Source organism: Pseudomonas sp. HTZ2 (assembly GCF_033173945.1).
Classification (GTDB): domain Bacteria; phylum Pseudomonadota; class Gammaproteobacteria; order Pseudomonadales; family Pseudomonadaceae; genus Aquipseudomonas; species Aquipseudomonas guariconensis.
In genome coordinates this window covers 2,696,149-2,718,824 of record NZ_CP137332.1, presented here as the reverse complement: position 1 = coordinate 2,718,824, position 22,676 = coordinate 2,696,149, and the positions used below count along the sequence as shown (strand labels likewise).

The following is a 22,676-nucleotide window of genomic DNA, read 5'->3' as shown; positions in this document are numbered from 1 at the left end:
GTTACCAGTCGTGCGTATAACTGGCCGTCAACACCATGCCGGGTGCTGGCAGATGGCTGGTGTTGTTGTTATTGCGCAACAACTGGCTGTAGAGCGGGTAGTAGTCGCGATTGAACAGGTTCTGGATGCCCACGCTCACCTTGTCGTCAGGGGAGACCTGGTACTGGCTGATCAGATCCACGGTCGTGTAGGTGTCGACCTGGTGCCGGCCGAAGCTGTCCATGCCATCGAGGCGATAGTCCTTGGAGTCGAAGAAGGTGGCTTGCAGTCGGTTGCTCCAGTCGAAATTCGGCTTGTACTGCAGGTAAGCGGTCAGTTTCAGCGGAGGAACGCGGTAGCCGGTCATGTCTTGCCAGTCTTTGCCGTCTGGCTTTTCTCGTCCTTGCATCCAGGTCGCGCTGCCGCCGGCGCCCCAGATCTCATCGTCCGACAGCCAGTCGGCGCTGGCTTCGACGCCATAGATGCGCTCTTTGGTCCGGGTCAGGATCAAGCCGTTGTTGAAGCTTTGCACATCGCCCAGCTTGGACGTGGTGTAGAACAACGCCAGGGTGCCTAGCGTGTTGCTGCCCAGTTCCCCTCGCCAGCCAAGCTCATAGTTGTTGGTTTTCACAGGTTCCAGGTTCGAGGCGCTCAGATCGAAACCACGGCGTGCGTTTCGCAGTTGGATACCCACATCAGGCAGCTGGAAGCCCTGGCTGAAGGAGGCATAGATCTCCTGGCCGAGCACTGGCGAATAGACGATGCCAAGGTTCGAAAGCACCGCATCGTAGTGGATCCGCCCCCCTTCGACTGCCACGGGCGAGGTGGCCCGGGATTCGGACAGTGGAACGAAGTCATCGAACTGGGCGGTGGAGTATTCGTATCGCAGCCCGCCGTCGATCGACCAGTGCTCGTCGAAACGATGCTGAAGTTGGGCGAACGCGCCTGCGCTTCGGGTCTTGAGCGGCGGCATGTAGGTGAGCTTGCCGATCTTGTCGAAGACAAGGCCACCACTGGCGTCATAAGCCGCGGGGTCGAATACATCCAGTGGCATGTCGCTGCGCTCCTGGTTGTAGTCGCCGCCCCAGACCAATTCGGTATTGCCACTTTGCCCGAGCGGGGTGCGCAAGGTCAGGCGGCTGCCGAACACTTCGCTGTTCTGCATCACCTGGTCCACGTTGCCGCCACGGGTGGCGACGGCGCGGGCGTCGAATGGCGTGAAGCGCGTGAAATAGTCCCGGTAGTACAGCTGCGCGGAAAGCCGGCTCGAGAGGATATCGAGATGCTCGTATTCCAGATTCACCAGGGTGTTGCGAATGCGGTTCTGCTCGTCCAGATCCAGTCCCTTGATCGCGTTGGCCGGTACCGAGCCTGCTGGCAGTTTGGCGACGCGTGGGTCGGTGGCGTAGTCGGTGTCCTGGCGCGCGTCGTAGTGGCTGACACCCAGCTGCACCCGTTGGTTTTCGTCGATGTGCAGGCCAAGCTTGCCGCCGATGTTATAGATGTTGGCGTCGAACAGGTCCCCCTGGCTGGGTTCCGGCGCAATGCGGTCGCCGTGGGCATCGTACGAAGCACCGATGTGGCGGGTGCCGAAATCGAAGGCATAGTCCACCGCGCCTTGGGAGCCTGCGACATACTGCTGGAACTGCCCGCCCAGGCCATCGCTGCCCAGCCGGGTGAGGGGCGAGGTGGCGCTCAGGCTGGTCTGCGCGCGGTTCTCGCCACCGGCAGGGCGGGTAGTGATGGAGATGATGCCGCCTGTGGCGCCGCTGCCATAAATGGCGCTGCTGCCGCGGATGACTTCGACCTGTTCGATCAGTGCCGGGTCGATGTTGGCCAGGTTGCGCGAGGAGTCGCGGTTGGTGTTGAGCGGTACGCCGTCGACCATGATCAACATGCTGCGCCCGCGCAAGGTCTGGCCGTATTCGGTGACGGTGCGGCTGGAGTCGGACATGCCAGGAATCGCCTTGGCCAGTACCGTGGCCAGGCTCTCGGAGCCTTGGCGTAGTGCCTGTAGCTGGTCGTGGTCGATCAGTGTCGATTGCCGAGTTGCCGAGACCAGGTCGCTGCGGGTACGCGAAGAGGTGATTTCCATCTGCGCCATTTCAACAGGTTCGCTGCGGGTGATCGGCGAGGGGGTGGCCTGGATTTGCTCGGAGGGGACGATGATGAAGGTATGCGCATCCTTGGCCTGTACCTGCAGCCCTGAGTGCTCGAGCAGTTTTTGCAGTGCTTGCTCTGGCGTGAATCGCCCCTTCAGCGCAGGCGCCTGTTGGCCTGCACCCAGGTCGCCTGCAAAGATGATCTGTACCGAGGATTGCTGTGCCAGGGTGTTGATGGCCTGGCCAAGCGGGGCGGCCGGCAGGTCGATGTTCACCAGTTCCTGGCCTTGAGCCGATATCGCGATGAACAGGCTGCTGGCGAGTAACGACAAGCGTAGAGAGCGACCGCGCAGGGAAGAATGCACTTCTCGAGTTCCTTTGTAGTTGGCTTTTTCAACTAGCCGTCTGGGGAATCGAAAAACCCTACCTTCGCTTGAATATTTATTTTCCGGGCGCCCGGCGTTCGACCCGGACGCTGCCGTCTTCCTGGCGCGACAGGGAAACAGGCAGGATGCTTGGGAGCAGATCCAGCAGCAGATCGACGTTGTGCGCCTGGAACACGCCAGTCACCTTGAGCGCCGCCAGGCTTGGGTCACCCAGCTCGATGGGCGCCGTTCGATAGTGGCGAAGCACGGCAACGGCCTCGTCCAGCGGTGTTTGCTCGAACACGATGCGATCATGTTTCCAGGCCATCGCCTTGGTCGCGTCAACCTTCGCTACCGTCGTGAGCTGTCCACCGATCGCATCGACCTGTTGCCCTGGCGCCAGGATGACCGGCGTTTGCACGGTTGCCGGTGTATCGACTTCCACACGGCCCCGCGCCAACGTCACCCGAACATTGTCGTCATCCAGTCGACGGACATTGAACAGTGTGCCAAGCACCTGGACCCTGGCCGAACCTGCCGACACCACGAAGGGGCGGTAAACGGCCGAAGACACCTCGAACAGGACCTGGCCGGCGCGAAGATCCACATCGCGACTGAACACACGCCAGCGGACATCGATAGCGCTGGCGCTGTCGAGCAGCAGTTCGCTGCCATCGGCAAGCGCAACAGCGCGCCGCTCGCCGACCGCAGTGGTGAATCGCTCTTGCTTGTAGGCAGGGTTCAACCAGCCCAGGGCACCGATGGCCAGCGCGGCCAACAGCATGAGCGCGGCGGCCTTGGCTGGTTTGCGCGCTGTCGGCTTGGCTGGCGGAACGGGAAACAGCCGCTTGAGGTCTTCACGATGCCGTCCAAGGGCCTCATCCAATCGCCCCTTGTCGGTGTCATGGGTCATGGATGCACCTCGTCACGTCCGAGCGTTGCCCTGCATGCGGCAAGCCCCAGGCGAAGATGCTTTTCCACTGTTTTGATGGAAATACCAAGGTGCTTTGCCACTTCTGCTTGAGGGATTTCGTGGATTTTATGCAGGACGAACACCGCCTGACAGCGCGCAGGCAGTGCGGCGATCGCATCGACGAGCAATTGAAACTCACGCTCGGCCTCGTATCGGTTCACGGGGGTGGCAGCGGTACAGGAGATCTCGGGCAGTTCGCTGGCGGCCTCCACCCAGGCGGCTCGACGGCGCTCGCCACGGTAGCGGCTGATGGCGGTGTCGTGGGAGATTTTGCGCAGCAGGGCGAGGGGACTGCGGACTTCTTCCTTTTCGCCTCGCTCGAGCAACTGCACGCACACGTCATGCACCACGTCGCGCGCTGAGCTTTTGTCACCGAAGCGTCGGCGAATGTGCTCCACGAGCTCGTCGTAGTGCCGGACCAGTGTGGTCAGCAGCGTCGGTTTGGCGGGATCGAACGACACGATGCACCCAGGAAGAAAGCTTGCTTTCGAAGCGAGTGGGCGAGTGTAAATGAGAAATAATTGCGAATAAATACCATCTTTCACAATGGTAATCGTCGAACGAAGGCGGGGGTCGAGCTTGGTTGGAGCTTTGGCGCCACAAGGGACGCGTTGCGTCGTCCCCTGTGGGAGTGCCCAAGCGATCAATCGTGATGCTTGTGCTTCTTGTGCTTGTGTTTCTTGCCGGAGTTGTGGCTGTGATGGTGATCGTCATCGGCCATGCTGTTGCCGATGGCACTGCCCGCCGCGCCGCCCAGGCCGGCACCGATGGCGCCGCCGGTGGAGCCGCCAACCTTGTTGCCCAGCACCTGGCCACCTGCGGCGCCCAGGCCACCGCCGATGGCGGCTTCGGTTTTCTTGCCGTGCTTGGCCGACACCGCACCGCCTGCCGCGCCGCCAACGCCGGCGCCGATCGCGGCACCCGTACTACCACCAATGGCCTGACCGACCACACTCCCTAGAGCTCCGCCGACACCACCGCCGACCGCGGTGTTGGTGGTTTCGCCGGCGATGGCATACGAGCTGGCCACCAAGGTGAACAGTGCGATTACAGGAAATGACTTGCGCATGTTTTACAGATCTCAGGATGAATCACGAGCGCGAAGTCTGCGGCCCGGCGTGGGCACGGTCAACGAAAAACCGATGGGCTCTGGACTCAGGTCAAGCATTCGACGAGCACTATGGCCGTTGGTCGGGGCGTTTCATGTCAAGTGCCCGTCGCGCGTCATGTGATAACGCCGCAGGTCTTGCGCGAGGATCAGGTTGCCGCGGTAGTGTGCCAGGGCTTCCTGATGCACGTCTGCGATGGACGGGCTGCGCTGGGGGTTGGGCTGATAGCGGGCACTGAAATGGGTGAGCACCAGGTTCTTCACCCCCGCCTGTTCGGCGAACTGCGCCACCGCCGCGGCCGTGCTGTGGCCGAAGGTGGCCTGGGTGCGCTCGATCAGCGGTTGGGTGAAGGTCGCCTCGTGCACCAGCACATCCACGTCCTTTGCCACCTCGGCGAGCAGGCCTGGGGTGTCGTTGTCGCCACAGACGATGATGCGCCGGACAGGGCGGGACGCGCGCAGGTAATCCTGGGGATTGAGCCTGCGGCCGTCGTGTACGACCGGATTGCCATGGGCCAGCTCACCCCACAAAGGACCCCGCGGGATCCCCTCGGCGTCCAGGCGCTGGATGTCCAGGCGTGGTTCGGGGTTGATTTCGGTGAACACAAAGCCGTGGCTGGGGACGCGGTGAGACAGCGCCACGGTGCTCACCTGGATATTGTCGTTGTGCCAGGTGCCGAGTGCTTCCACCGCCAATAGGCGCAGTTCGAAGGTCAGGAAGGTCTGGCTGACCGCAAGGCTCAGGCGTATCCAGTCGTGCAGCGCCGCCGGTGTGATCAGATCCAGGGGCTCGGTGCGCCCGGACATGCCTGCGCTGGCCAGCAGGCCTGGAAGGCCGAAGCAGTGGTCGCCGTGGACGTGGGTGATGAACACGCCTCGCAGGTCGCGGATCGACAGCGAGGTATGGAGCAATTGGTGCTGGGTGGCTTCTCCGCAGTCGACCAGGTACCAATGGCTTCCAGTCGCTTCGATGACGGCGGTGCCGGTCACGTTGCGCGCCTTGGTGGGCACACCGGCTGAAGTGCCCAGAAACTGCAGATCCATGGATGGGCTCCTTAGGGGGATAGCGGCATTTTCACGGGTGACCCTGCCGTGAGGCAAGCCGGTGGCCCGAGGATCGAAAAGATGTGTCCCACGCGCCGATCAGTAGGGTATTTCTGTAAGATTCAGTCTTCATTTTGCTTAGAGCTTTGGCTATGGACGTTCATTCGATTCTCGCCTTCACCGTGGTCGCCGCGATTGCCATTGCCAGCCCCGGGCCCGCCACCTTGATGGCCATCAATAACAGCCTGGCGCACGGACAGCGCAGCGCGGTGTGCTCCTCGATCGGCAATGCCAGTGGCCTGTTCTGCCTGTCCGCGGCCGCAATGCTTGGCCTGGGGGCGCTGCTGGCCAGTTCCGAATGGCTGTTCAACGCGGTGAAGATTCTCGGCGCGGGCTATCTGTTCTATCTGGGCGCCAGGCAGTTGCTCAAGAAAGGTCCGATGCTGGCGCAAGGCGTCGAAGCGAGTGCGCAGAAGGCCCGCCCCACACGCTGGAAACTCTACAAGTCCGCCTTCCTCACGGCGGTGACCAACCCCAAGGCGACGATGTTCTTCACGGCCTTGTTCCCACAGTTCATCGACCAACAAGCGGCACTGCTGCCGCAGTTCCTGATCCTCACTTCGATCTTCATGGCTTTGTCGCTGGTGTCGTTGAGCCTGTATGCCGCTCTCGCGTCGCGGGCCAAGGGAGTGCTGACCCGTCCTGCGTTGTCGCGGTGGGTCAGTCGGGTGGTGGGGTCGACGTTCATCGGTTTTGGCGCTGCCATCCTGACCATGCGCCGGCAGGCCGCGTGAGGCACCGAGCGGTGCTTTGCAGACGAAAAGGGGGCGCTTGGCGCCCCATTTCGTTAACCCAACACTTTTCCGGCCACCTCATCCACGGCGGCCTTGGTGATGGCCACGATGCGCTCGGCATCCTGCTTGTCCAGCACCAGCGGTGGCGCAAAGCCGAGGATGTCGCCGTGGGGCATGGCTCGCGCGATCATGCCACGCTCCAGACAGGCCGCCGACACCTGCGGGCCGACCTTCAGGGCCGGGTCGAACGCAGTACGGGCATCACGGTCGGCCATGAACTCGACCGCGCACAGCATGCCATCGCCGCGCACTTCACCGACCAGCGGATGGCCTTCGAAGGTCTCGCGCATGCGCTGGTTGAGGTAGGCGCCGACCACGGCTGCATTGCCGGTCAGGTCTTCGCGCTCGAGGATGTCCAGGTTAGCCAGCGCCGCTGCCGCGCAGATCGGATGGCCGGAATAGGTCCAACCGTGACCCATGGGGCCGGCCTTGCGCGAGCCTTCTTCGATCACGTTCCACACTTTCTCGCCGACGATCACCGCCGACAGCGGTGCATAGGCGCTGGTCAGGCCTTTGGCGGTGGTGATCAGGTCCGGGCGGATGCCGTAGCGCTGGCTGCCCATTTTGGAGCCCAGGCGGCCGAAGGCGCAGACCACTTCGTCGGCGATCAGCAACACGTCGTAGCGGTCCAGCACGGCCTGGATCGCCGTCCAGTAGCCCTTGGGCGGGACGATGATGCCGCCGGTGCCCATCAACGGCTCGCCGATGAAGGCTGCCACGGTCTCCGGGCCTTCGGCGAGAATCAGTTTCTCCAGCTCATCGGCGCAGTACTGCACGAAGGCTTGCTCGTCCATGCCGGCCGGGGCCTTGCGGTACCAGTGCGGGCAGACGGTGTGCTTGACGCCTTCGACCGGCAGGTCGAAGTGCTGGTGGAAGCTGGGCAGGCCGGTGAGGCTGCCGGTCATGATGCCCGATCCGTGGTAGCCACGATCACGGGAGATGATCTTCTTCTTGTTCGGGCGACCGAGGATGTTGTTGTAGTAGCGCACCAACTTGACTTGGGTCTCGTTGGCGTCGGAGCCGGAGAGGCCGTAATAGACCTTTTTCATGCCCGCCGGCGCCCAGTCGATGATCCGGCTGGAGAGCTCGATGATCGCCTCGGTCGAGTGGCCCACATACGTGTGGTAGTACGCCAGCTCCTTGGCTTGGCGGTGGATGGCGTCGGCCACCTCGGTGCGGCCGTAGCCGATGTTGACGCAGTACAGGCCGGCGAAGGCATCGATCAGTTCGCGCCCTTCGTGGTCGCGCAGGCGAATGCCTTCGGCGCCGGTGATGATCCGCCCCTTGAGTGCGCCGCTGGCATGGTCATGGGCGTGGGTCGAGGGGTGCATGAAGTGGGCGCGGTCTTGTTCGAACAGCTGGTTGTATTCTGGGTTCATGGCAAACACTCCTTAGAGTTGACCTTGATGGTGCAGGCAAAAGTATTTGGTTTCGACGAAAGGCTCGAAGCCTTCGCTGCCGCCTTCGCGGCCAAGGCCTGAGGCCTTCATGCCGCCGAAGGGGATGGGGTGGCCGGTGAATTTCACGCCGTTGACCGCGACCATGGCGTGGTCCAGCCGTCGGATCAGCGGATGGACCACGTCCAGGCGGTTGGAGCAGATGTAGGCGGCCAGCCCGTACTCGGTGTCGTTGGCCATCTCGATGGCCTGCTCCAGGGTGTCGAAGGGCATGACCCCGGCAATCGGTGCGAAGTTCTCTTCCTGGTAGATGCGCATGCCAGGGGTCACGTCGGCCAGCACCGTTGGCTGGTAGAACCAGCCGCCCAAGGCGTGGGTTTCACCGCCCACCAGGCGGCGGGCGCCTTGGGCGATGGCGTCGTCGACCCGTGCCACCGTGGCGTCGAACGCGCCCTGGTGCATCAGGGGGCCGACGTCGGCCGGGGTTTCCTGGCCGTCCACCATCGCCGGCCCTACCCGCAGCGCCCGTACCGCCTCGGCGAAGCGCGCCAGGAAGGCCTCGTACAGTGGGCGCTGGACCATGATTCGGTTGGCCGCGCAGCAGTCCTGCCCGGAGGTCTGGAACTTCGCGGCCACGGCCACCTTCACTGCCAGGTCCAGGTCGGCATCGGCGCAGACGATGAATGGCGCGTTGCCACCGAGCTCCAGGGCGACCTTCTTCACGTCTTGCGCCGCCGCCTGCAACACCAGCTTGCCGACCCGGGTGGAGCCGGTGAAGCTGACCGAGCGCACCCGTGGATCACGTACCAGGGTCTCCATCGTCATCTGCGGTTCGCCGATCACCACGTTGAACACCCCGGGCGCAAAGCCCGCCGCCTCGGCCAGCGCGGCCAAGGCCAGCGCCGAGTAGGGCGTCTCGTGGGCGGGCTTGACCACCACGGTGCAGCCTGCCGCCAGGGCGGCGGCGGCTTTGCGGGTGATCATCGCGCTGGGGAAGTTCCACGGGGTAAGCAGCGCGCACACGCCCACCGGCTCCTTTACCGTGCCCAGGTCTGCGCCGGGGATATGGCTGGGGATGGTCTGGCCATACAGGCGTCGGGCCTCTTCGGCGAACCAGGGAATGAAACTTGCGGCATAGGCGATCTCGCCGCGGGCCTCGGCCAGCGGTTTGCCTTGCTCCTGGCTGAGGATGCGCGCCAGGGCCTCCTGGTGTTCGATGATCAGTTCACCCCAGCGGCGCAGCAGGGTCGCACGTTCCTCAAGGCGCAGCTTGCGCCAGGGGCCGAAGGCACGCTGGGCGGCGTCCACCGCGGCGACGATCTGCTCGTGATCGAGCAGCGGCACATGGCCGATGGTCTGGCGGTTGCCGGGGTCGAGCACGGCGATGCTGTTGCCGCTGGTGCTGTGCACCCATTGGCCGTCGACGTAGCACAGGGATTTGAATGGGTATTCGTTCGACATGATGTTTCCCCTACCTCTCGTTGTCGTCGCGTGCGTGCCGTCTATGCCAGTACGTCCGCGATCACCGCCAGGGTGTCGCCGCACTGCACCAGTCCGGGAAAATGCCGGGCGGCCAGCAGGCCGTCGCGACGGGCGCGGTACTCCACCGGCGCGCTGCCGGTGCGGCGAATGTCGTGGATGCGGGCGATCACTTCGCCCTGGCTGACCTGTTCGCCCAGGTCGCGGCACATCTCCAGCAGGCCGTCGTGCTCGCTGGCGATGAAGCAGTCGCCATCGGGCATGTCGAGCATGATCGATTCGTCGGGCGTGACCTCGCCTTTCAGGATGCCGGCATGCACCAGCAGGTTGTGCACGCCACGTTCGGCCAGGGCCACGCTGCGCGCCGTGGCGGTGCCGCCACCCCCCAGTTCGGTGGTGACGAACACCTTGCCCTGGGCCTCGGCAGCGGTGTCGTACATGGCCTGGGCATCGAGCTCCAGCATGCGCATGGCATAGGGCGCTGCGAACGCCCGCATGCCCGCTTCGCAGCGTGCCTGCTGGGCCTTGTCGGGCAGTACGTGGCAGGCGGCGAAGGGCAGAAAGTCCAGGGTGCGGCCACCGGAGTGGATGTCCAGCACCACATCGGCCATCGGCAGCAAGGTGCGTCGGAAGTAATCGGCGATTTTCTGTGTGACTGTGCCATCGGGCTTGCCCGGAAAGCTGCGGTTGAGGTTTCCCTGGTCGATCGGCGAGGTGCGGGTGCCGGCATGGAACGCCGGGGTGTTCATGAACGGCACGATGATCACCCGTCCGCTGACCTGGTCGGCGCGCAGCCGCTGGGCCAGCTTGCTGAGCGCCACAGGTCCTTCGTATTCGTCGCCATGGTTGCCGCCGGTGAGCAGCGCGGTCGGGCCGTCGCCGTGCTTGACCACGGTGATCGGAATCATCACCGCGCCCCAGGCCGAGTCGTCACGCGAATGAGGCAGCTTGAGAAATCCGTGTTGCACGCCATCGCGGGTGAAGTCCACCGTGCTGCTGATCGGGTTGGCCACTTCGGTGTCTGTGAATGCGTTCATGGCATCAGTCCTTGACTAACAACTGGCGTGGCACGTCGCACAGGGTCTGGACCCCGGTCTCGGTGATCAGGATGCTTTCGGTGATCTCAAGCCCCCAGTCGTCCATCCACAGCCCTGGCATGAAATGGAAGGTCATGCCCGGTTGCAGTACGCTGGTGTCGCTGGGGCGCAGGCTCATGGTGCGCTCGCCCCAATCCGGCGGATAACTGAGGCCGATCGGGTAGCCGCACCGGCTGTCTTTGTGAATGCCGAACTTCTCCAGCACCTTGAAGAACGCCTTGGCGATGTCACCGGTAGTGTTGCCGGGGCGGGCGGCCTCAAGGCCGGCGGCGATGCCTTCGACCACGGCTTTCTCGCCTTCGAGAAAGTGCCGTGGCGGCTTGCCGAGGTACACCGTGCGCGACAGCGGGCAGTGGTAACGCTTGTAACAGCCAGCGATCTCGAAGAAGGTCCCGGCGCCTTTGACGAACGGGGAGTCGTCCCAGGTCAGGTGCGGGGCGCTGGCGTCGGCGCCGGTCGGTAGCAGGGGCACGATGGCCGGGTAATCCCCACCATGGCCGTCCACACCGAGAATGCCGCTGCTGTAGATCTCAGCCACCAGCTCATTCTTGCGCATGCCTGGTTCGATGCGTTCGAGGATGCGCGCATGCATCTTCTCGACGATGCGTGCGGCGATGCGCATGTACTCGATTTCCTGCGGGGACTTCACCGCCCGCTGCCAGTTGACCAGCCCGGCGGCATCGCTGAAGGTCGCCTGGGGCAAATGGCGGCACAGGGCCTGGTAGGCAGCGGCGCTGAAGTAGTAGTTGTCCATCTCCACGCCGATGTTGAGCGCGCCCCAGCCCTTGGCCAGGATCACTTCCTGGCACAGGTAGTCCATCGGGTGACGCTCGCGCGACTGCACGTAAATGTCCGGGTAGCCGACGATGTTGTCGTGGCCCATGAATACCGTGCGCTTGGCGCCGTTGGCGTCCTGGCCGCGGCCGAACCAGATCGGTTCGCCTTCCTGCGCCAGCAACACGCACTGATGGACGTAGAACGACCAGCCGTCATAGCCGGTTAGCCAGGCCATGTTCGACGGATCGGTGACCAGCAACAGGTCCAGGCCCTGCGCCTGCATGGCGGCGCGGGTCTTGGCCAGGCGCTGGGCGTATTCCTGCCGGCTGAATGGCAGGTTGACCACTGACTGAGACATTGCAATGCCCTCTGATGAGTGGGGTGGGTTCAGCTGTTGAATGCCAGGCCTTTGCCGGCAGCGCGGGCGCGCTCGAAGGCGAGGTTGGCGATGGCAGTGTCCTGGGCGCCGGTGCCGGTCAGGTCGCACAAGGTGATCTGAGCGGCGCTGAGGCGACCTGGCTGTTGGCCGGCGATGACCTGGCCGAGCTCGCAGAAGCGGCTTTCGTCTTTCACCACCCCAGCGCGCAGGGCGTGGTGCAGCTCGCCGAGCAACCGGGTCTGGCCAAGGCGGTCGGCGACATAGCGCTCGACCTGGGCCACCACCTGCGGTGCGATCTCGTTCTTGTGCTCGGCATCCGAGCCCATGGCGGTGATGTGCAGGCCGGGTTTCAGGTGCCTGGGATGGATCAACGGCTCGCGGCTTGGCGTGCAGGTGATGGCAATGTCCGCGCCGTGCATGGCCTGGTCGACACTGTCGCAGACTGCTACCTGCAAGTGGCCGTCGCGTCCCAGCTCATCGCCCAGCGCCGCGGCCTTTGCTGCATCGCGTGCCCACAGTTGCACCCGCTCGATCGGGCGTACCAGGCGCAGCGCCTGCAACTGCAGGCGAGCCTGTTCGCCGCTGCCGATCAGGGCCGCGCAGCGGCTGTCTTCGCGGGCCAGCCAGCGCGCCGCCACCGCGCCGGCGGCAGCGGTGCGCACGGCGGTGAGGTAGCCGTTGTCCAGCAACAGCGCATCGAGCAGGCCGGTGCGGGCTGAAAGCAGCATCATCATGCCGTTGAGGCTGGGCAGGCCAAGGCTGGGGTTGTCGAAGAACCCCGGGCTGACCTTGATCGCGAATCGCTCGATGCCCGGCAGGTAGGCGGTTTTCACGTCCACCTCGCCGTTGTGCTCCGGCACGTCCAGCCGAAGAATCGGCGGCATGGCCACCTTGGCCGTGGCCAGCAGGGCGAATGCCTGCTCGACAGTATCGATCGCAGCGTGGTCGAGGGTGATGCAGTCTCGCAGGTCGGCTTCGTTGAGCAAGGTGATGGCCGGCATCGGTGAACCTCCAGTGAGCGAAAAAAAGACCTCAGGCAGCGGCGCCGTTGATCACCCGCAGGTGTTGTGCGGTGTCGACATTGCGTCCGCTGACCACCACCACGATCGGCCCGCGAGCGGACACCCGGCCCTCGAGCAGGGCGGCGATACCCACTGCAGCGGCGCCCTCGAGCACCAATCGCTCCTGCTGATACGCGTGACGCAGGCCATTGGCGATGGCGGCTTCGTCGAGCAGATGGACTTGGTCGAGCAGGCGTTGGGTGAGGGCGAAGGTGTGGCGGTTGTCCAGGCCGATACCGCCGCCGAGGGAGTCGGCCAGGGTCGGCAGTTCTTGCACCTCGACCGGGTGGCCGGCCTGCAGACTGGCGTGCATGGCCGCGCCGCGGTGCATGCTGATGCCGTGGGTGGTGATGGCCGGGTTGATGCTTTTGACGGCCAAGGCGACGCCGGCGAACAGACCACCGCCGGAAAGCGGTACAAGCACCTGGGTGACCTCGGGCAGTTGTTCGAGGATTTCCAGGCCCAGGGTGCCTTGGCCTGCGATCACGTCCGGGTGGTCGAACGGCGGAACCAGCGTCGCGCCTTGTTCCTGGGCATGGCGCAGGGCGGCGTGCTGGGCGTCGTCCTGGGAATGGCCGACGATGCATACTTCGGCGCCTAGGTCACGGATGGCCTGGACCTTGTTGGCGGGCACCAGATCGGACAGGTAGACGGTCGCCGGCACGCCCCGTTGCGACGCGGCGTAAGCCAATGCCCGACCGTGGTTGCCAGTGGAGGCGGTCACCACCCCCAGTGCCCGCTGTTCATCGCTGAGGCAGGCGATGGCGTTGCTGGCGCCGCGCAGCTTGAAGCTACCGGTGAGCTGCTGGGACTCGAGCTTGAGGTAGACCGGCACGCCGACCTGGCGGGTCAGGGCAGGGGAGTGCTCCAGTGGCGTGCGGCGCACGAGCCCCTGGATGCGCTGATGGGCAAGGTAGATATCGTGAAGCGAAAGCACTGACATGACCGCATCCCAACCTGTGACCTTGTGTTGGGCGGAGTCTAAGAGCGGCAAATTGTCGTGATGAATGTACTAGGTCAATTTGCCGGACATTTTTTTCATGGCGGGGATTCGGGGCGGCTTTGCGGCCTGTCGCAGGCTTCCAGTCCTGCTTCAAAGCTCATGGATCTGCGGGTATTGGCCGAACAGTTCATGCATGTCGGCCAGGGCCTTGCGCATCTTGGTGTCCGAGCATTCAGCGCCAACACACAACCTGACCGCCCGTGGCCGTGGCGTACCGCGCACCAGGAACGGTTCCGGGGGCGTCACGGCGATATGCCGACGGCGCAGTGCCCTGACCAGGCTGTCGACTTCCCAGTGCGCGGGTATGCCCAGCCAGGCACCGAGCGCCTGCGCCGGGTTGCCCAACAGGTACTCGCCCAGGTGTTCGCGCACCATCGCCTGGCGGGCGCTGATCAGCTTGCGCTGCAGTTCGGCCAACTGCGCCGCGCGGCCGTCGTTGATCCAGCGGGTGGCGATCTCCGCCACCAGCGGGGTAGCCATCCAGCTGTTGACCCGCAGGATGCTCTCGGTGCGTAGCGCCAGGCGCTTGGGCATCGCCAGGTAGCCGACCCGCAGCCCGGTGAGCACCGACTTGGTCATGCTGGTGCAATAGAACGACAGCTCCGGCGCGTAGTGGCTGATCGGCGGCGCATGCCGCTCGCCCAGCAGGGGGCCGTAGACGTCGTCCTCGATGATGTGCACGCCAAAGCGCCGAGCGATGGCGGCGATCTCCCGGCGCCGGGCGTCGGGCATCAGGCTGGTGGTGGGGTTGTTGAGGTTGGGCGTGCACACCAGAGCCGTGACCCGTTCGTTGCTGCACAAGTCCTCGAAGTGCTCCGGGTCGATGCCGTCGCGGTCCATCTCCAGGCCCTTGAGAGTGAACCCCAGCACCTGCGAATTGCCGATCACGCCGTGGTCGGTCAGCCCCTCGCAGAGCACCACATCATCCGGCCCGGCCAGCGACGCCAAGGCCAGGAAGATGCCATGGGCCGCGCCGTTGGTGACCAGCACGTCGTCGCGCTCCACATTCATGCCCAGTCCGGCCAGCCAGCGCACCGCGGCCTCGCGATGGCTCTCGAACCCGGCGATCGGGCGGTAGGCATGGATCCAGGGTTGGTCCTCTTCCACGCTGAGCTCAGCGCAGGTGTCGCGCCAGATGCGCTCGTGCGCCTGGGTATGCAGGATGCGGGTGATGGAAAAATCCACCAGGGTACGCTCGGGCAGGTCGATGATGTCGTCAGCCACCCGGTCGCTCATGCGTCGGCTGACGAAACTGCCACGGCCAATCTCGCAGCGCACCAGGCCTTGGCGCTCCAGTTCCTTGTAGGCATTGGTCACTGTCTGCACGCTGATTCCCAGGGCATCGGCCACCTGGCGCTGCGGTGGCAGGCGCTGGTCATGGACCAGCTCGCCGCGCTCGATCTCCCCGGCGATGGCCTGCACCAGCAGCTTGTACTTGGACTCGCCGATGCGCGCCGAGTCGAGGACGCTCTTCCAGTTCTTCATGTGTATCGCTTCGCTGACCGGGACTGCACACAGCATCGCCCGCGCAGGATCTTCGGGCAATTGTCCTAGTGCAATCCCATCGGCTGCGGGGCTTTTGTATGCTCCGGCCCAAGGTCGACACCCGTAAGTAACAAGACTACGTCGGCCCGCCGGAACGCTCGGGCTGTGCACCGATCGAACGACACACCCGGCCTTCGCTGTTTTGCTCCACTGCCTCCTAAACACAGAGCCGTCGCCGACGGTTTGATAACAAAACAGGAGATTCATTGATGAGCCAGCCTTCCCCCAACGCGGTTTCTTCCCTCAAGCGCCTGCTGGTGGCCTGTGCGGCCATCGGCCTGGCAGCCAGCGCCCAGGCGACGACCCTCGACACCATCAAGGAAAACAGCCGTATCCGCATCGGATATGCCAACGAAACCCCGTTCGCTTTCACCGAGACCGATGGTCGAGTCACGGGCGAATCGCCCGAGATCGCCAAAGTCATCTTCCAGAAGATGGGCATCAAGCAAGTCGATGGCGTGCTGACCGAATGGGGCTCGTTGATCCCTGGTCTGCGGGCGGGGCGCTTCGATGTGATCGCCGCCGGCATGTACATCACGCCGGCGCGCTGCAAACAGGTGATCTTCACCGACCCGCAGTACGCCTTGCCCGACACCTTGCTGGTGGCCGCCGGCAACCCCAAAGGCCTGCACAGCTATGCCGACATCGCCAAGAACCCCGACGTGAAGCTCGCGATAATGGCCGGTACCGTCAACCTCGCCTACGCCCGCGAATCCGGGGTCAAGGACGAGCAGATCCTTCAGGTACCCGACACCACGGCGCAGTTGCAAGCCGTGCGTGCCGGTCGCGCGGACGCCGCCGTGGGCACTCAGCTGACCATGAAGGGCTTGGCGAAAAAGGGCGGCGACAAGGTCCAGGCGATCACCGACTTCACCGACGATCCGTCCCATACCGGCTATGGCGCTCTGGCGTTTCGCCCAGAGGACAAGGACCTGCGTGATGCGGTCAATGCCGAGCTCAAGCGCTGGCTGGGCAGCGAGGAGCACCTGAAGACTGTCGCGCCGTTCGGCTTCGACCGCTCCAACGTGACCGACAAGACCGCCGCCGAGCTGTGTGCCCAGCAATGAATCGAGGTGGCATGGCGCTTGCCATGCCGTTCCCTGCGTAATCCGATTATTCAGGTCGAACCATGGGTGAATTGATACCGCTGTTACTGCAAGGCGCCTGGATCACTGTCCAGGTCACATTCTTCGGCTCGCTGCTGGCCATTGTCGCCGCGATACTCGCGGCCCTTGGCAGGCGCTCGTCCTGGCGACCCTTGAGCTGGTTCTGCGTGGCGTACATCGAGCTGTTTCGCGGCACGTCGCTGCTGGTGCAGCTGTTCTGGCTGTTCTTCGTCCTGCCGCTGCCGCCGTTCAACCTTGAGCTGAGCGCCTACACGGTGGCCATCGTCGGCCTGGGGCTGCACATCGGTGCCTATGGCGCCGAAGTGATGCGTGGGGCCATCGGCTCGGTGGCCAAGGGGCAATATGAAGCCTGCGTCGCCCTCAACATGCCGCCGGCCACCCGCTTTCGCCGGGTCATCCTGCCCCAGGCACTGCTGGCGGCGATCGCTCCGGGCACCAACCTGTTGATCGAGCTGCTCAAGAACACCTCGCTGGTGTCCTTGATCACCTTGTCAGACCTGAGCTTCCGCGCCCGCCAACTGGATCAGGCGACCTTCCAGACCCTGGAGATCTTCAGCCTGACCCTGCTGCTGTACTTCGTCTTGGCGCAAGTCATCAACTTCACCATGCGCGGCGTCGAACGGCGCCTGGGCCGTGGTCGCCTGCGGGGGAGCCTGTCATGAATATCTGGGACTGGAACTACGTCGCGCAGATCCTGCCACAGTTGCTGCAGGCCTCGATCAAGACCCTGGGCATCACGCTGGTGGGCTTTTTGATCGCGATCGTTCTGGGGCTGTTCCTGGCGATCGGTCGACGTAGCCGGCAAGTGGTCATCGCCTGGCCGGTGACCTTGCTGATCGAGTTCATCCGCAGCACACCGCTGTTGATCCAGGTGTACTTTCTGTACTACGTGCTGCCCAACTATGGCGTGAACATGAGCGCGATGCAGGCGGGCATCCTCGGCATCGGCCTGCACTACGCCTGCTACCTCGCCGAGGTCTATCGCGGGGGCCTGGACGCCGTGCCGCGCAGCCAGTGGGAGGCGGTGGTGGCGCTGAACTTCGCGCCCTGGACGGCCTACCGCACGGTCATCCTGCCCCAGGCGGTGCGACCGATCCTACCGCCATTGGGCAACTATCTGATCGCGATGCTCAAGGACACCCCGGTGCTCTCTGCCATCACCGTGGTGGAAATCATGCAGCAGGCCAAGAACGTCGGCTCCGAAAGCTTCCGCTACCTGGAGCCGATCACCCTGGTCGGTCTGTTCTTCCTGGCCTTGAGCGTCGCTCTGGCCTATCTGGTTCGGCGCCTCGAAGTGCGCCTGGAGTTACGCTAATGATCGCGCCTGTCTCGAACCTCGCCACCCTCACCACCAGCCCCCTGCAGCGGGACCACGCCATGCCGGAACCGGCCATCGCCCAGCCGATCGTCGCCTTTCGCGACGTGACCAAACGCTACGGCAACTTCACCGTGCTCGATGGCCTGAACCTGGAAGTCGCGCCGGGCGAGAAGGTGGCGATCATCGGCCCCAGTGGCTCGGGCAAATCGACCTTGCTACGGGTACTGATGACCCTGGAGGGTATCGACCAGGGCATGATCGAAGTGGACGGCGAATCGCTGACCCACATGCCAGGACGCAACGGCACCCTGGTGAGCGCCAACGACCGCCATGTGCGCCGCGTGCGCTCGAAGATCGGCATGGTGTTCCAGAGCTTCAACCTGTTCCCGCACATGAGCGCCTTGCAGAACGTCATCGAAGCGCCAGTGCAGGTCCTTGGCATCAAGCCCGCCGAAGCCCGAGAGCGCGCCGCTGAACTGCTGGAAATGGTCGGGCTGGGCAACAAGTTCGACCATTACCCTTCGCAGCTCTCAGGTGGCCAGCAACAGCGGGTGGCCATCGCCCGGGCCTTGGCCATGCGGCCCAAGGTGATGCTGTTCGACGAGGTCACCTCGGCCTTGGACCCGGAGCTGTGCGGTGAAGTGCTCAATGTCATCCGCAGGCTCGGCAGCGAGCACAACCTGACCATGCTCATGGTCACCCACCAGATGGGCTTTGCCCGCGAGTTCGCGGATCGGGTGTGCTTCTTCTACAAGGGGCAGATCCACGAACAGGGCGCGCCCGCCCAGCTGTACGAGCATCCTCAGCAGGAGCGGACCCGGGCGTTTCTGAGTGCGGTCAGGGAAGCCAACTGAAGGCCATCCTGTGCCATTTTCCATGGCCCGTTCGCGGCGTCGAACCGCCGCGAAGCAGGCGGCGCGGTGGAGCAGGGCAATCGCTCCCACACGCACCGCGCTGGGTGGCCTCAGGTCTCTGTGGCCTGTGCCTCGGCGTGGGTGCGTTTGACGGCGGATTTCTTTTCCTGAACGACGATGTAGAACTCCTCGCCATGCTTGACCGCGCCATACAGTACGGCTTTCTCGATCAGCTCGTTGCCGCGCAGGTGACGCAGCATCATCGGATCGCGGCGCAGGTCGCGGTAAAGCGCCAGGCACAGCAGCACCATCACGATCACGAACGGCAACGCCACGACGATCGTGAGGTTTTGCAGCCCGGTCAGGGCCTCGCCTGGGTTGGCCGGGTCACCGATCGCCAGCATGATCGCCGCTACCGTGCCGGTCAGCGCGCCCCAGAAGATCACCGTGGCCCGGGACGGCTCCGTGGTGCCGTGCTCGGACAGCGTGCCCATCACCAGGGAGGCGGCATCGGCGCCGGAGACGAAGAAGATACCCACCAGGATCATGATCAATACCGAAGTCACCGACGCCCACGGGTAGCTTTCCAGCAGCTCGTAGAGCGCGTGGTTGCTGTTCACGGCGCCATTGACCAGGGTGAAGGTGCCTTCTTGCAGGGCATCGATACCGGCACCGCCGAAGATCGTGAACCAGATCAAGCTCACCAGGCTAGGCACCAGCAGCACACCGGTGACGAACTGGCGAATGGTGCGCCCGCGGCTGATGCGCGCGATGAACATGCCGACGAAGGGCGTCCAGGAAATCCACCAGGCCCAGTAGAACACGGTCCAGCCGGCCAGCCAGTTGTCCATCTGCTCGCCACCGCTGGCGCTGGTGCGCGCCATCATTTCCGGGAGCATCTTGATGTACACGCCGATCGAGGTCGGCAGCAGGTTGAGCATCAGCAGCGTCGGGCCGACCATGAAGGTGAACAGCGCCAGCACCAACGCCAGCACCATATTGGTGTTGGACAGCCATTGGATGCCCTTGCCGATACCGGACACCGCCGAGGCGACGAAGGCCACGGTCAGCAGGGTGATGATCGAGATGTAGAAGATTTTGCCGGGATGCTCGATCCAGCCGTTGTACTCCAGGCCGCCGGCGATCTGCAGGGCGCCCAGGCCCAGGGAGGCGGCGGAGCCGAACAAAGTGGCGAAGATCGCCATCATGTCGATCACGCGGCCGATGGGGCCGTTGGCATGGCGGCCGATCAGCGGTCGGAACGCCGTGGAAATCAGCTGCGAGCGCCCGCGCCGGAACGTGCCGTAGGCGATCACCAGGCCGACGATGGCGTACATGGCCCAGGGGTGCAGCGTCCAGTGGAACAGGGTAGTGGCCATGGCCACCTGCATCGCCTCGCTGGTTTGTCCGGCGGCAGTTCCTGGAGGCGGGGAGACGTAATGCGACAGTGGCTCAGCCACGCCGAAGAACATCAGACCGATGCCCATGCCGGCGCTGAACATCATCGCTACCCAGGACACGGTGCGAAACTCCGGCGCCTCGCCATCGCGCCCCAACGGGACTTTTCCATAGCGGCTTGCGGCCAGCCACAGCACGAAGACCACGAACAAGGTCGAGGTGAGAACGAAGAACCAACCGAAATGGACGATGACCCAGGACTGGGCGGTGGAGGCGCTTTTGGCCAGGCTCGCTTGGCTGACGAAGCCCCAGATGACGAATGCGACTGCGAGGATGCTGGTGATGCCGAAGACAATCCAGTCGATCTTGCCTTCGAGGTGACGATCCTTCTTGGCTTCTTCGGTCTGCGAAGGATCTGTCACGCCAAGGGCGAGTGTTTCAACGTTCTCTTCCTTTGCCATGTGTCGTAATGCCCCTTTTGTGGGTGCCTGGCCGCTGCAGGTTTGTTGTTGTTGTGCTTGCCGCTACGCGACGACGTGCGACCCGGTCAGGCCGAGCCGCCAAGCGGCGATTATCCTGCCGGCCAAAGGGGGCTTCCTATTCCCAGACCGTCCTGGCACGTCCTTGTTACGACGCCATGGCGGGCTGCCGATTTGGCCGTTGGGCCAGAAGATGAGCCGGAACACCTAGTGAAATCTTCGTAGGACTATCCTTTTCAGCGACATCAAGATCACGACCAAAGGAGGTTAGGTATGCACCTGTTCACAGGCGGTTGCCTTTGCGGTCAGGTCCGCTTCGAGGCTTCGGGGCAGCCCTATAGAGTGGGGCTTTGTCATTGCCTCGATTGTCGAAAACACCATGGGGCACTGTTTCACGCGTCGGCGATTTTCCCCGAAGAGGCGGTGAAGGTCGAAGGCCGGACGGGTGACTATGCCGGACGGTTTTTCTGCCCGCGCTGCGGTTCGTCGGTGTTTTCGCGAAGCGGGGATGAGGTGGAGGTCCACCTCGGAGCGCTGGATGCGCCAGATCAGTTCACGCCAACTTACGAAAGTTGGACCGTTCGGCGTGAAGCGTGGTTGCCGGCGTTCCCGTTCGCCCGACATTACACGGGCGATCGGGAAGGGACGGGGCGTACCGAGGGCTGATTTCGACCCGACAGTCTCGCTTGCAAAGCCATCGCCTCTCGCCCGCGCTAGCCGCTCAGAGCCAGTAGGTCACCGCCCACCAGCCCAGCCCGCCCATGACCACGGTATAAGGCAATGCCATCCATACCATCCGCCCGTACGACAACCGCACCAGCGGTGCGATCGCCGAGGTCAGCAGGAACAGGAACGCCGCCTGCCCATTGGGCGTGGCCACGCTGGGCAGGTTGGTGCCGGTGTTGATCGCCACCGCCAGGGTCTCGAAGTGCTCACGGCTCATGGCGCCGTTGAGAAACGCCTGCTTCACCTCGGTGATGTAAATCGTGGCGACGAACACGTTGTCGCTGATCGCCGACAGCAAGCCATTGGCCAGGTACAGCATGCCCGGCTGCTGGTCGGCCGGCAGAGCAAGGACCCACGTGATCAATGGGCTGAACAACTGCTGCTGATGGATCACCGCGACCACCGCGAAGAACACCACCAGCAGTGCGGTGAACGGCATCGCATCCTGGAATGCACGGCCCAGGCGGTGCTCGTCGGTGATGCCGGTGAAGGCGGTGATCAGCACGATCACCAGCAGGCCGATCAGGCCGACCTCGGCAACGTGCAGGCCCAGGCAGACAATCAGGATCAATGCGGCGATCCCCTGTACCAGCAAAGCGACGCGCTGGGCCGAGGTCCGCGCGGCATCGTCTTCGGCCGCATAGCTGGCCAGCACCTGGCGCACGCGTTCGGGCATCAGCGTGCCGTAACCGAACAACCGCAGCTTCTCCAGCAACACGCACGTCACAAGGCCTGCCGCCAGTACCGGCATCGACACCGGCGCCACCTTGTAGAAGAAATCGGCGAAATGCCAGCCCATCTCATGGCCGATCAGCAGGTTCTGTGGCTCGCCTACCAAGGTGCACACCCCGCCCAGGGCCGTGCCCACCGCGCCATGCATCAACAGGCTGCGCAAAAAGGCGCGGAACTGGTCCAGGTCTTCACGGTGCAGTTGCGGCACCTGGTGGTCGCTGTCGAGTTCGGACTCCTCGCGCGGGTTGGCGCCGGAAGCGACGCGGTGATAGACCGCATAGAAACCCACTGCGGCGCTGATGATCACCGCCGTGACGGTCAAGGCATCGAGAAACGCCGACAGGAATGCCGACAGCACGCAGAACAGCAGCGCCAGGATGGCCTTCGAACGCACGCCCAGCAGGATCTTGGAGAACAGGAACAGCAGCAGTTCCTTCATGAAGTGAATGCCGGCGACCATGAACATCAGCAGCAGGATCACCGGAAAATTGTGCTGCAGCTCTTCATAGAGGGCCTGGGGCGTGGTCATCTCCAACAGCAGCGCCTCGATCAGTAGCAAGCCGCCGGGCATCAACGGGTAGCACTTGAGCGCCATGCCCAGGGTGAAGATGAACTCGATCACCAGCACCCAGCCGGTGACCACCGGACCGAGGGTTGCCAGCAGCACGGGGTTGAGCACGAGGAACAGGCAGATGACGGCCTTGTACCAGAGCGGCGACTGGCCCAGGAAGTTATGGGCGAGAGCGCCGGTCAGGGAGCGGGACATGAATTTGTATCCTTTTGATTCAGCAGTCGCGCAAGGTGCCCGATGCGGGCGTCAGGTGCAAGGCGTTCAGTCCCGCTTTTGGCACAAGCACGGCCTTGAGGGTGCGTTATAGT

The 22,676-nt window shown here is 63.9% G+C and carries 20 protein-coding genes; 6 read left to right on the top strand and 14 right to left on the bottom strand.

Going from position 1 to position 22,676, the window contains the following annotated elements:
- Nucleotide 1: 1 nt before the first annotated feature.
- The 5 genes from R6G97_RS12625 to R6G97_RS12605 all read right to left on the bottom strand — a co-directional run bounded on the left by R6G97_RS12625 (nucleotide 2) and on the right by R6G97_RS12605 (nucleotide 5,571).
- Nucleotides 2-2,446: a TonB-dependent siderophore receptor gene (locus R6G97_RS12625; protein WP_043212042.1), complete on the bottom strand. Its 2,445-nt coding sequence runs from the start codon at nucleotides 2,444-2,446 to the stop codon at nucleotides 2-4.
- Between the two features lie 76 nt (nucleotides 2,447-2,522).
- The gene (locus R6G97_RS12620) at nucleotides 2,523-3,359 is read right to left on the bottom strand and encodes a FecR family protein (RefSeq protein WP_317847052.1); all 837 of its coding nucleotides are present in this window, start codon (nucleotides 3,357-3,359) and stop codon (nucleotides 2,523-2,525) included.
- Entirely contained in the window at nucleotides 3,356-3,880 is a 525-nt protein-coding gene (locus R6G97_RS12615) for an RNA polymerase sigma factor (protein WP_289717842.1), read from the bottom strand. The genes R6G97_RS12620 and R6G97_RS12615 overlap by 4 nt, the downstream gene beginning before the upstream one ends.
- A gap of 182 nt (nucleotides 3,881-4,062) precedes the next feature.
- Nucleotides 4,063-4,488, bottom strand: coding sequence for a glycine zipper domain-containing protein (locus R6G97_RS12610; protein WP_182815555.1), 426 nt, complete (start codon nucleotides 4,486-4,488; stop codon nucleotides 4,063-4,065).
- A 132-nt stretch (nucleotides 4,489-4,620) separates the two neighbouring features.
- On the bottom strand, nucleotides 4,621-5,571 hold the full coding sequence (locus tag R6G97_RS12605; RefSeq protein WP_182815553.1) for a ribonuclease Z: 951 nt from the start codon (nucleotides 5,569-5,571) through the stop codon (nucleotides 4,621-4,623).
- 152 nt (nucleotides 5,572-5,723) lie between these two features.
- Between R6G97_RS12605 and R6G97_RS12600 the strand changes: the two genes are divergently transcribed.
- Nucleotides 5,724-6,365 carry a LysE family translocator gene (locus R6G97_RS12600; protein WP_317847051.1) on the top strand — a complete coding sequence of 214 codons (642 nt, stop codon included), beginning with the start codon at nucleotides 5,724-5,726 and terminating at the stop codon, nucleotides 6,363-6,365.
- Nucleotides 6,366-6,418: 53 nt separating this feature from the next.
- Here R6G97_RS12600 and R6G97_RS12595 read toward each other — a convergent pair whose 3' ends face one another.
- The 7 genes from R6G97_RS12595 to ehuR all read right to left on the bottom strand — a co-directional run bounded on the left by R6G97_RS12595 (nucleotide 6,419) and on the right by ehuR (nucleotide 15,103).
- Nucleotides 6,419-7,804 (bottom strand): aspartate aminotransferase family protein, encoded by a 1,386-nt coding sequence (locus R6G97_RS12595; protein ID WP_043212033.1) that lies wholly within the window; start codon nucleotides 7,802-7,804, stop codon nucleotides 6,419-6,421.
- Nucleotides 7,805-7,816: 12 nt separating this feature from the next.
- Nucleotides 7,817-9,283 carry an NAD-dependent succinate-semialdehyde dehydrogenase gene (locus R6G97_RS12590; RefSeq protein WP_043212031.1) on the bottom strand — a complete coding sequence of 489 codons (1,467 nt, stop codon included), beginning with the start codon at nucleotides 9,281-9,283 and terminating at the stop codon, nucleotides 7,817-7,819.
- Nucleotides 9,284-9,324: 41 nt separating this feature from the next.
- Entirely contained in the window at nucleotides 9,325-10,338 is a 1,014-nt protein-coding gene (gene doeB, locus R6G97_RS12585) for a N(2)-acetyl-L-2,4-diaminobutanoate deacetylase DoeB (RefSeq protein WP_043212028.1), read from the bottom strand.
- 4 nt (nucleotides 10,339-10,342) lie between these two features.
- A complete protein-coding gene (gene doeA, locus R6G97_RS12580) occupies nucleotides 10,343-11,533 on the bottom strand; it encodes an ectoine hydrolase DoeA (protein ID WP_317847049.1) in 1,191 nt (396 codons plus the stop codon).
- A gap of 29 nt (nucleotides 11,534-11,562) precedes the next feature.
- Nucleotides 11,563-12,555, bottom strand: a complete 993-nt coding sequence (gene eutC / locus R6G97_RS12575) for an ectoine utilization protein EutC (RefSeq protein WP_090344465.1) — start codon at nucleotides 12,553-12,555, stop codon at nucleotides 11,563-11,565.
- A 31-nt stretch (nucleotides 12,556-12,586) separates the two neighbouring features.
- Entirely contained in the window at nucleotides 12,587-13,558 is a 972-nt protein-coding gene (gene eutB, locus R6G97_RS12570; protein ID WP_090344467.1) for a hydroxyectoine utilization dehydratase EutB, read from the bottom strand.
- Nucleotides 13,559-13,708: 150 nt separating this feature from the next.
- On the bottom strand, nucleotides 13,709-15,103 hold the full coding sequence (gene ehuR / locus R6G97_RS12565; RefSeq protein WP_317847048.1) for a MocR-like ectoine utilization transcription factor EhuR: 1,395 nt from the start codon (nucleotides 15,101-15,103) through the stop codon (nucleotides 13,709-13,711).
- A gap of 269 nt (nucleotides 15,104-15,372) precedes the next feature.
- Here ehuR and ehuB point away from each other — a divergent pair, with 269 nt between their 5' ends.
- From ehuB to ehuA, 4 genes are all read left to right on the top strand, one after another.
- Complete coding sequence (gene ehuB, locus R6G97_RS12560; protein ID WP_043212186.1) at nucleotides 15,373-16,230, top strand: ectoine/hydroxyectoine ABC transporter substrate-binding protein EhuB; 858 nt, start codon at nucleotides 15,373-15,375, stop codon at nucleotides 16,228-16,230.
- Between the two features lie 62 nt (nucleotides 16,231-16,292).
- On the top strand, nucleotides 16,293-16,952 hold the full coding sequence (ehuC, locus tag R6G97_RS12555; RefSeq protein WP_043212187.1) for an ectoine/hydroxyectoine ABC transporter permease subunit EhuC: 660 nt from the start codon (nucleotides 16,293-16,295) through the stop codon (nucleotides 16,950-16,952).
- Complete coding sequence (ehuD, locus tag R6G97_RS12550; protein WP_102082432.1) at nucleotides 16,949-17,605, top strand: ectoine/hydroxyectoine ABC transporter permease subunit EhuD; 657 nt, start codon at nucleotides 16,949-16,951, stop codon at nucleotides 17,603-17,605. Before ehuC ends, ehuD begins: the two co-directional genes overlap by 4 nt.
- Nucleotides 17,605-18,462 (top strand): ectoine/hydroxyectoine ABC transporter ATP-binding protein EhuA, encoded by an 858-nt coding sequence (gene ehuA, locus R6G97_RS12545; RefSeq protein WP_043212192.1) that lies wholly within the window; start codon nucleotides 17,605-17,607, stop codon nucleotides 18,460-18,462. Before ehuD ends, ehuA begins: the two co-directional genes overlap by 1 nt.
- Nucleotides 18,463-18,572: 110 nt before the next feature.
- Here ehuA and R6G97_RS12540 read toward each other — a convergent pair whose 3' ends face one another.
- Nucleotides 18,573-20,321: a BCCT family transporter gene (locus R6G97_RS12540; protein ID WP_043212194.1), complete on the bottom strand. Its 1,749-nt coding sequence runs from the start codon at nucleotides 20,319-20,321 to the stop codon at nucleotides 18,573-18,575.
- Nucleotides 20,322-20,612: 291 nt separating this feature from the next.
- Between R6G97_RS12540 and R6G97_RS12535 the strand changes: the two genes are divergently transcribed.
- Nucleotides 20,613-21,005: a GFA family protein gene (locus R6G97_RS12535; protein WP_070572581.1), complete on the top strand. Its 393-nt coding sequence runs from the start codon at nucleotides 20,613-20,615 to the stop codon at nucleotides 21,003-21,005.
- 55 nt (nucleotides 21,006-21,060) lie between these two features.
- Here R6G97_RS12535 and nhaB read toward each other — a convergent pair whose 3' ends face one another.
- Entirely contained in the window at nucleotides 21,061-22,563 is a 1,503-nt protein-coding gene (gene nhaB / locus R6G97_RS12530) for a sodium/proton antiporter NhaB (protein ID WP_043212198.1), read from the bottom strand.
- Nucleotides 22,564-22,676: the final 113 nt, after the last annotated feature.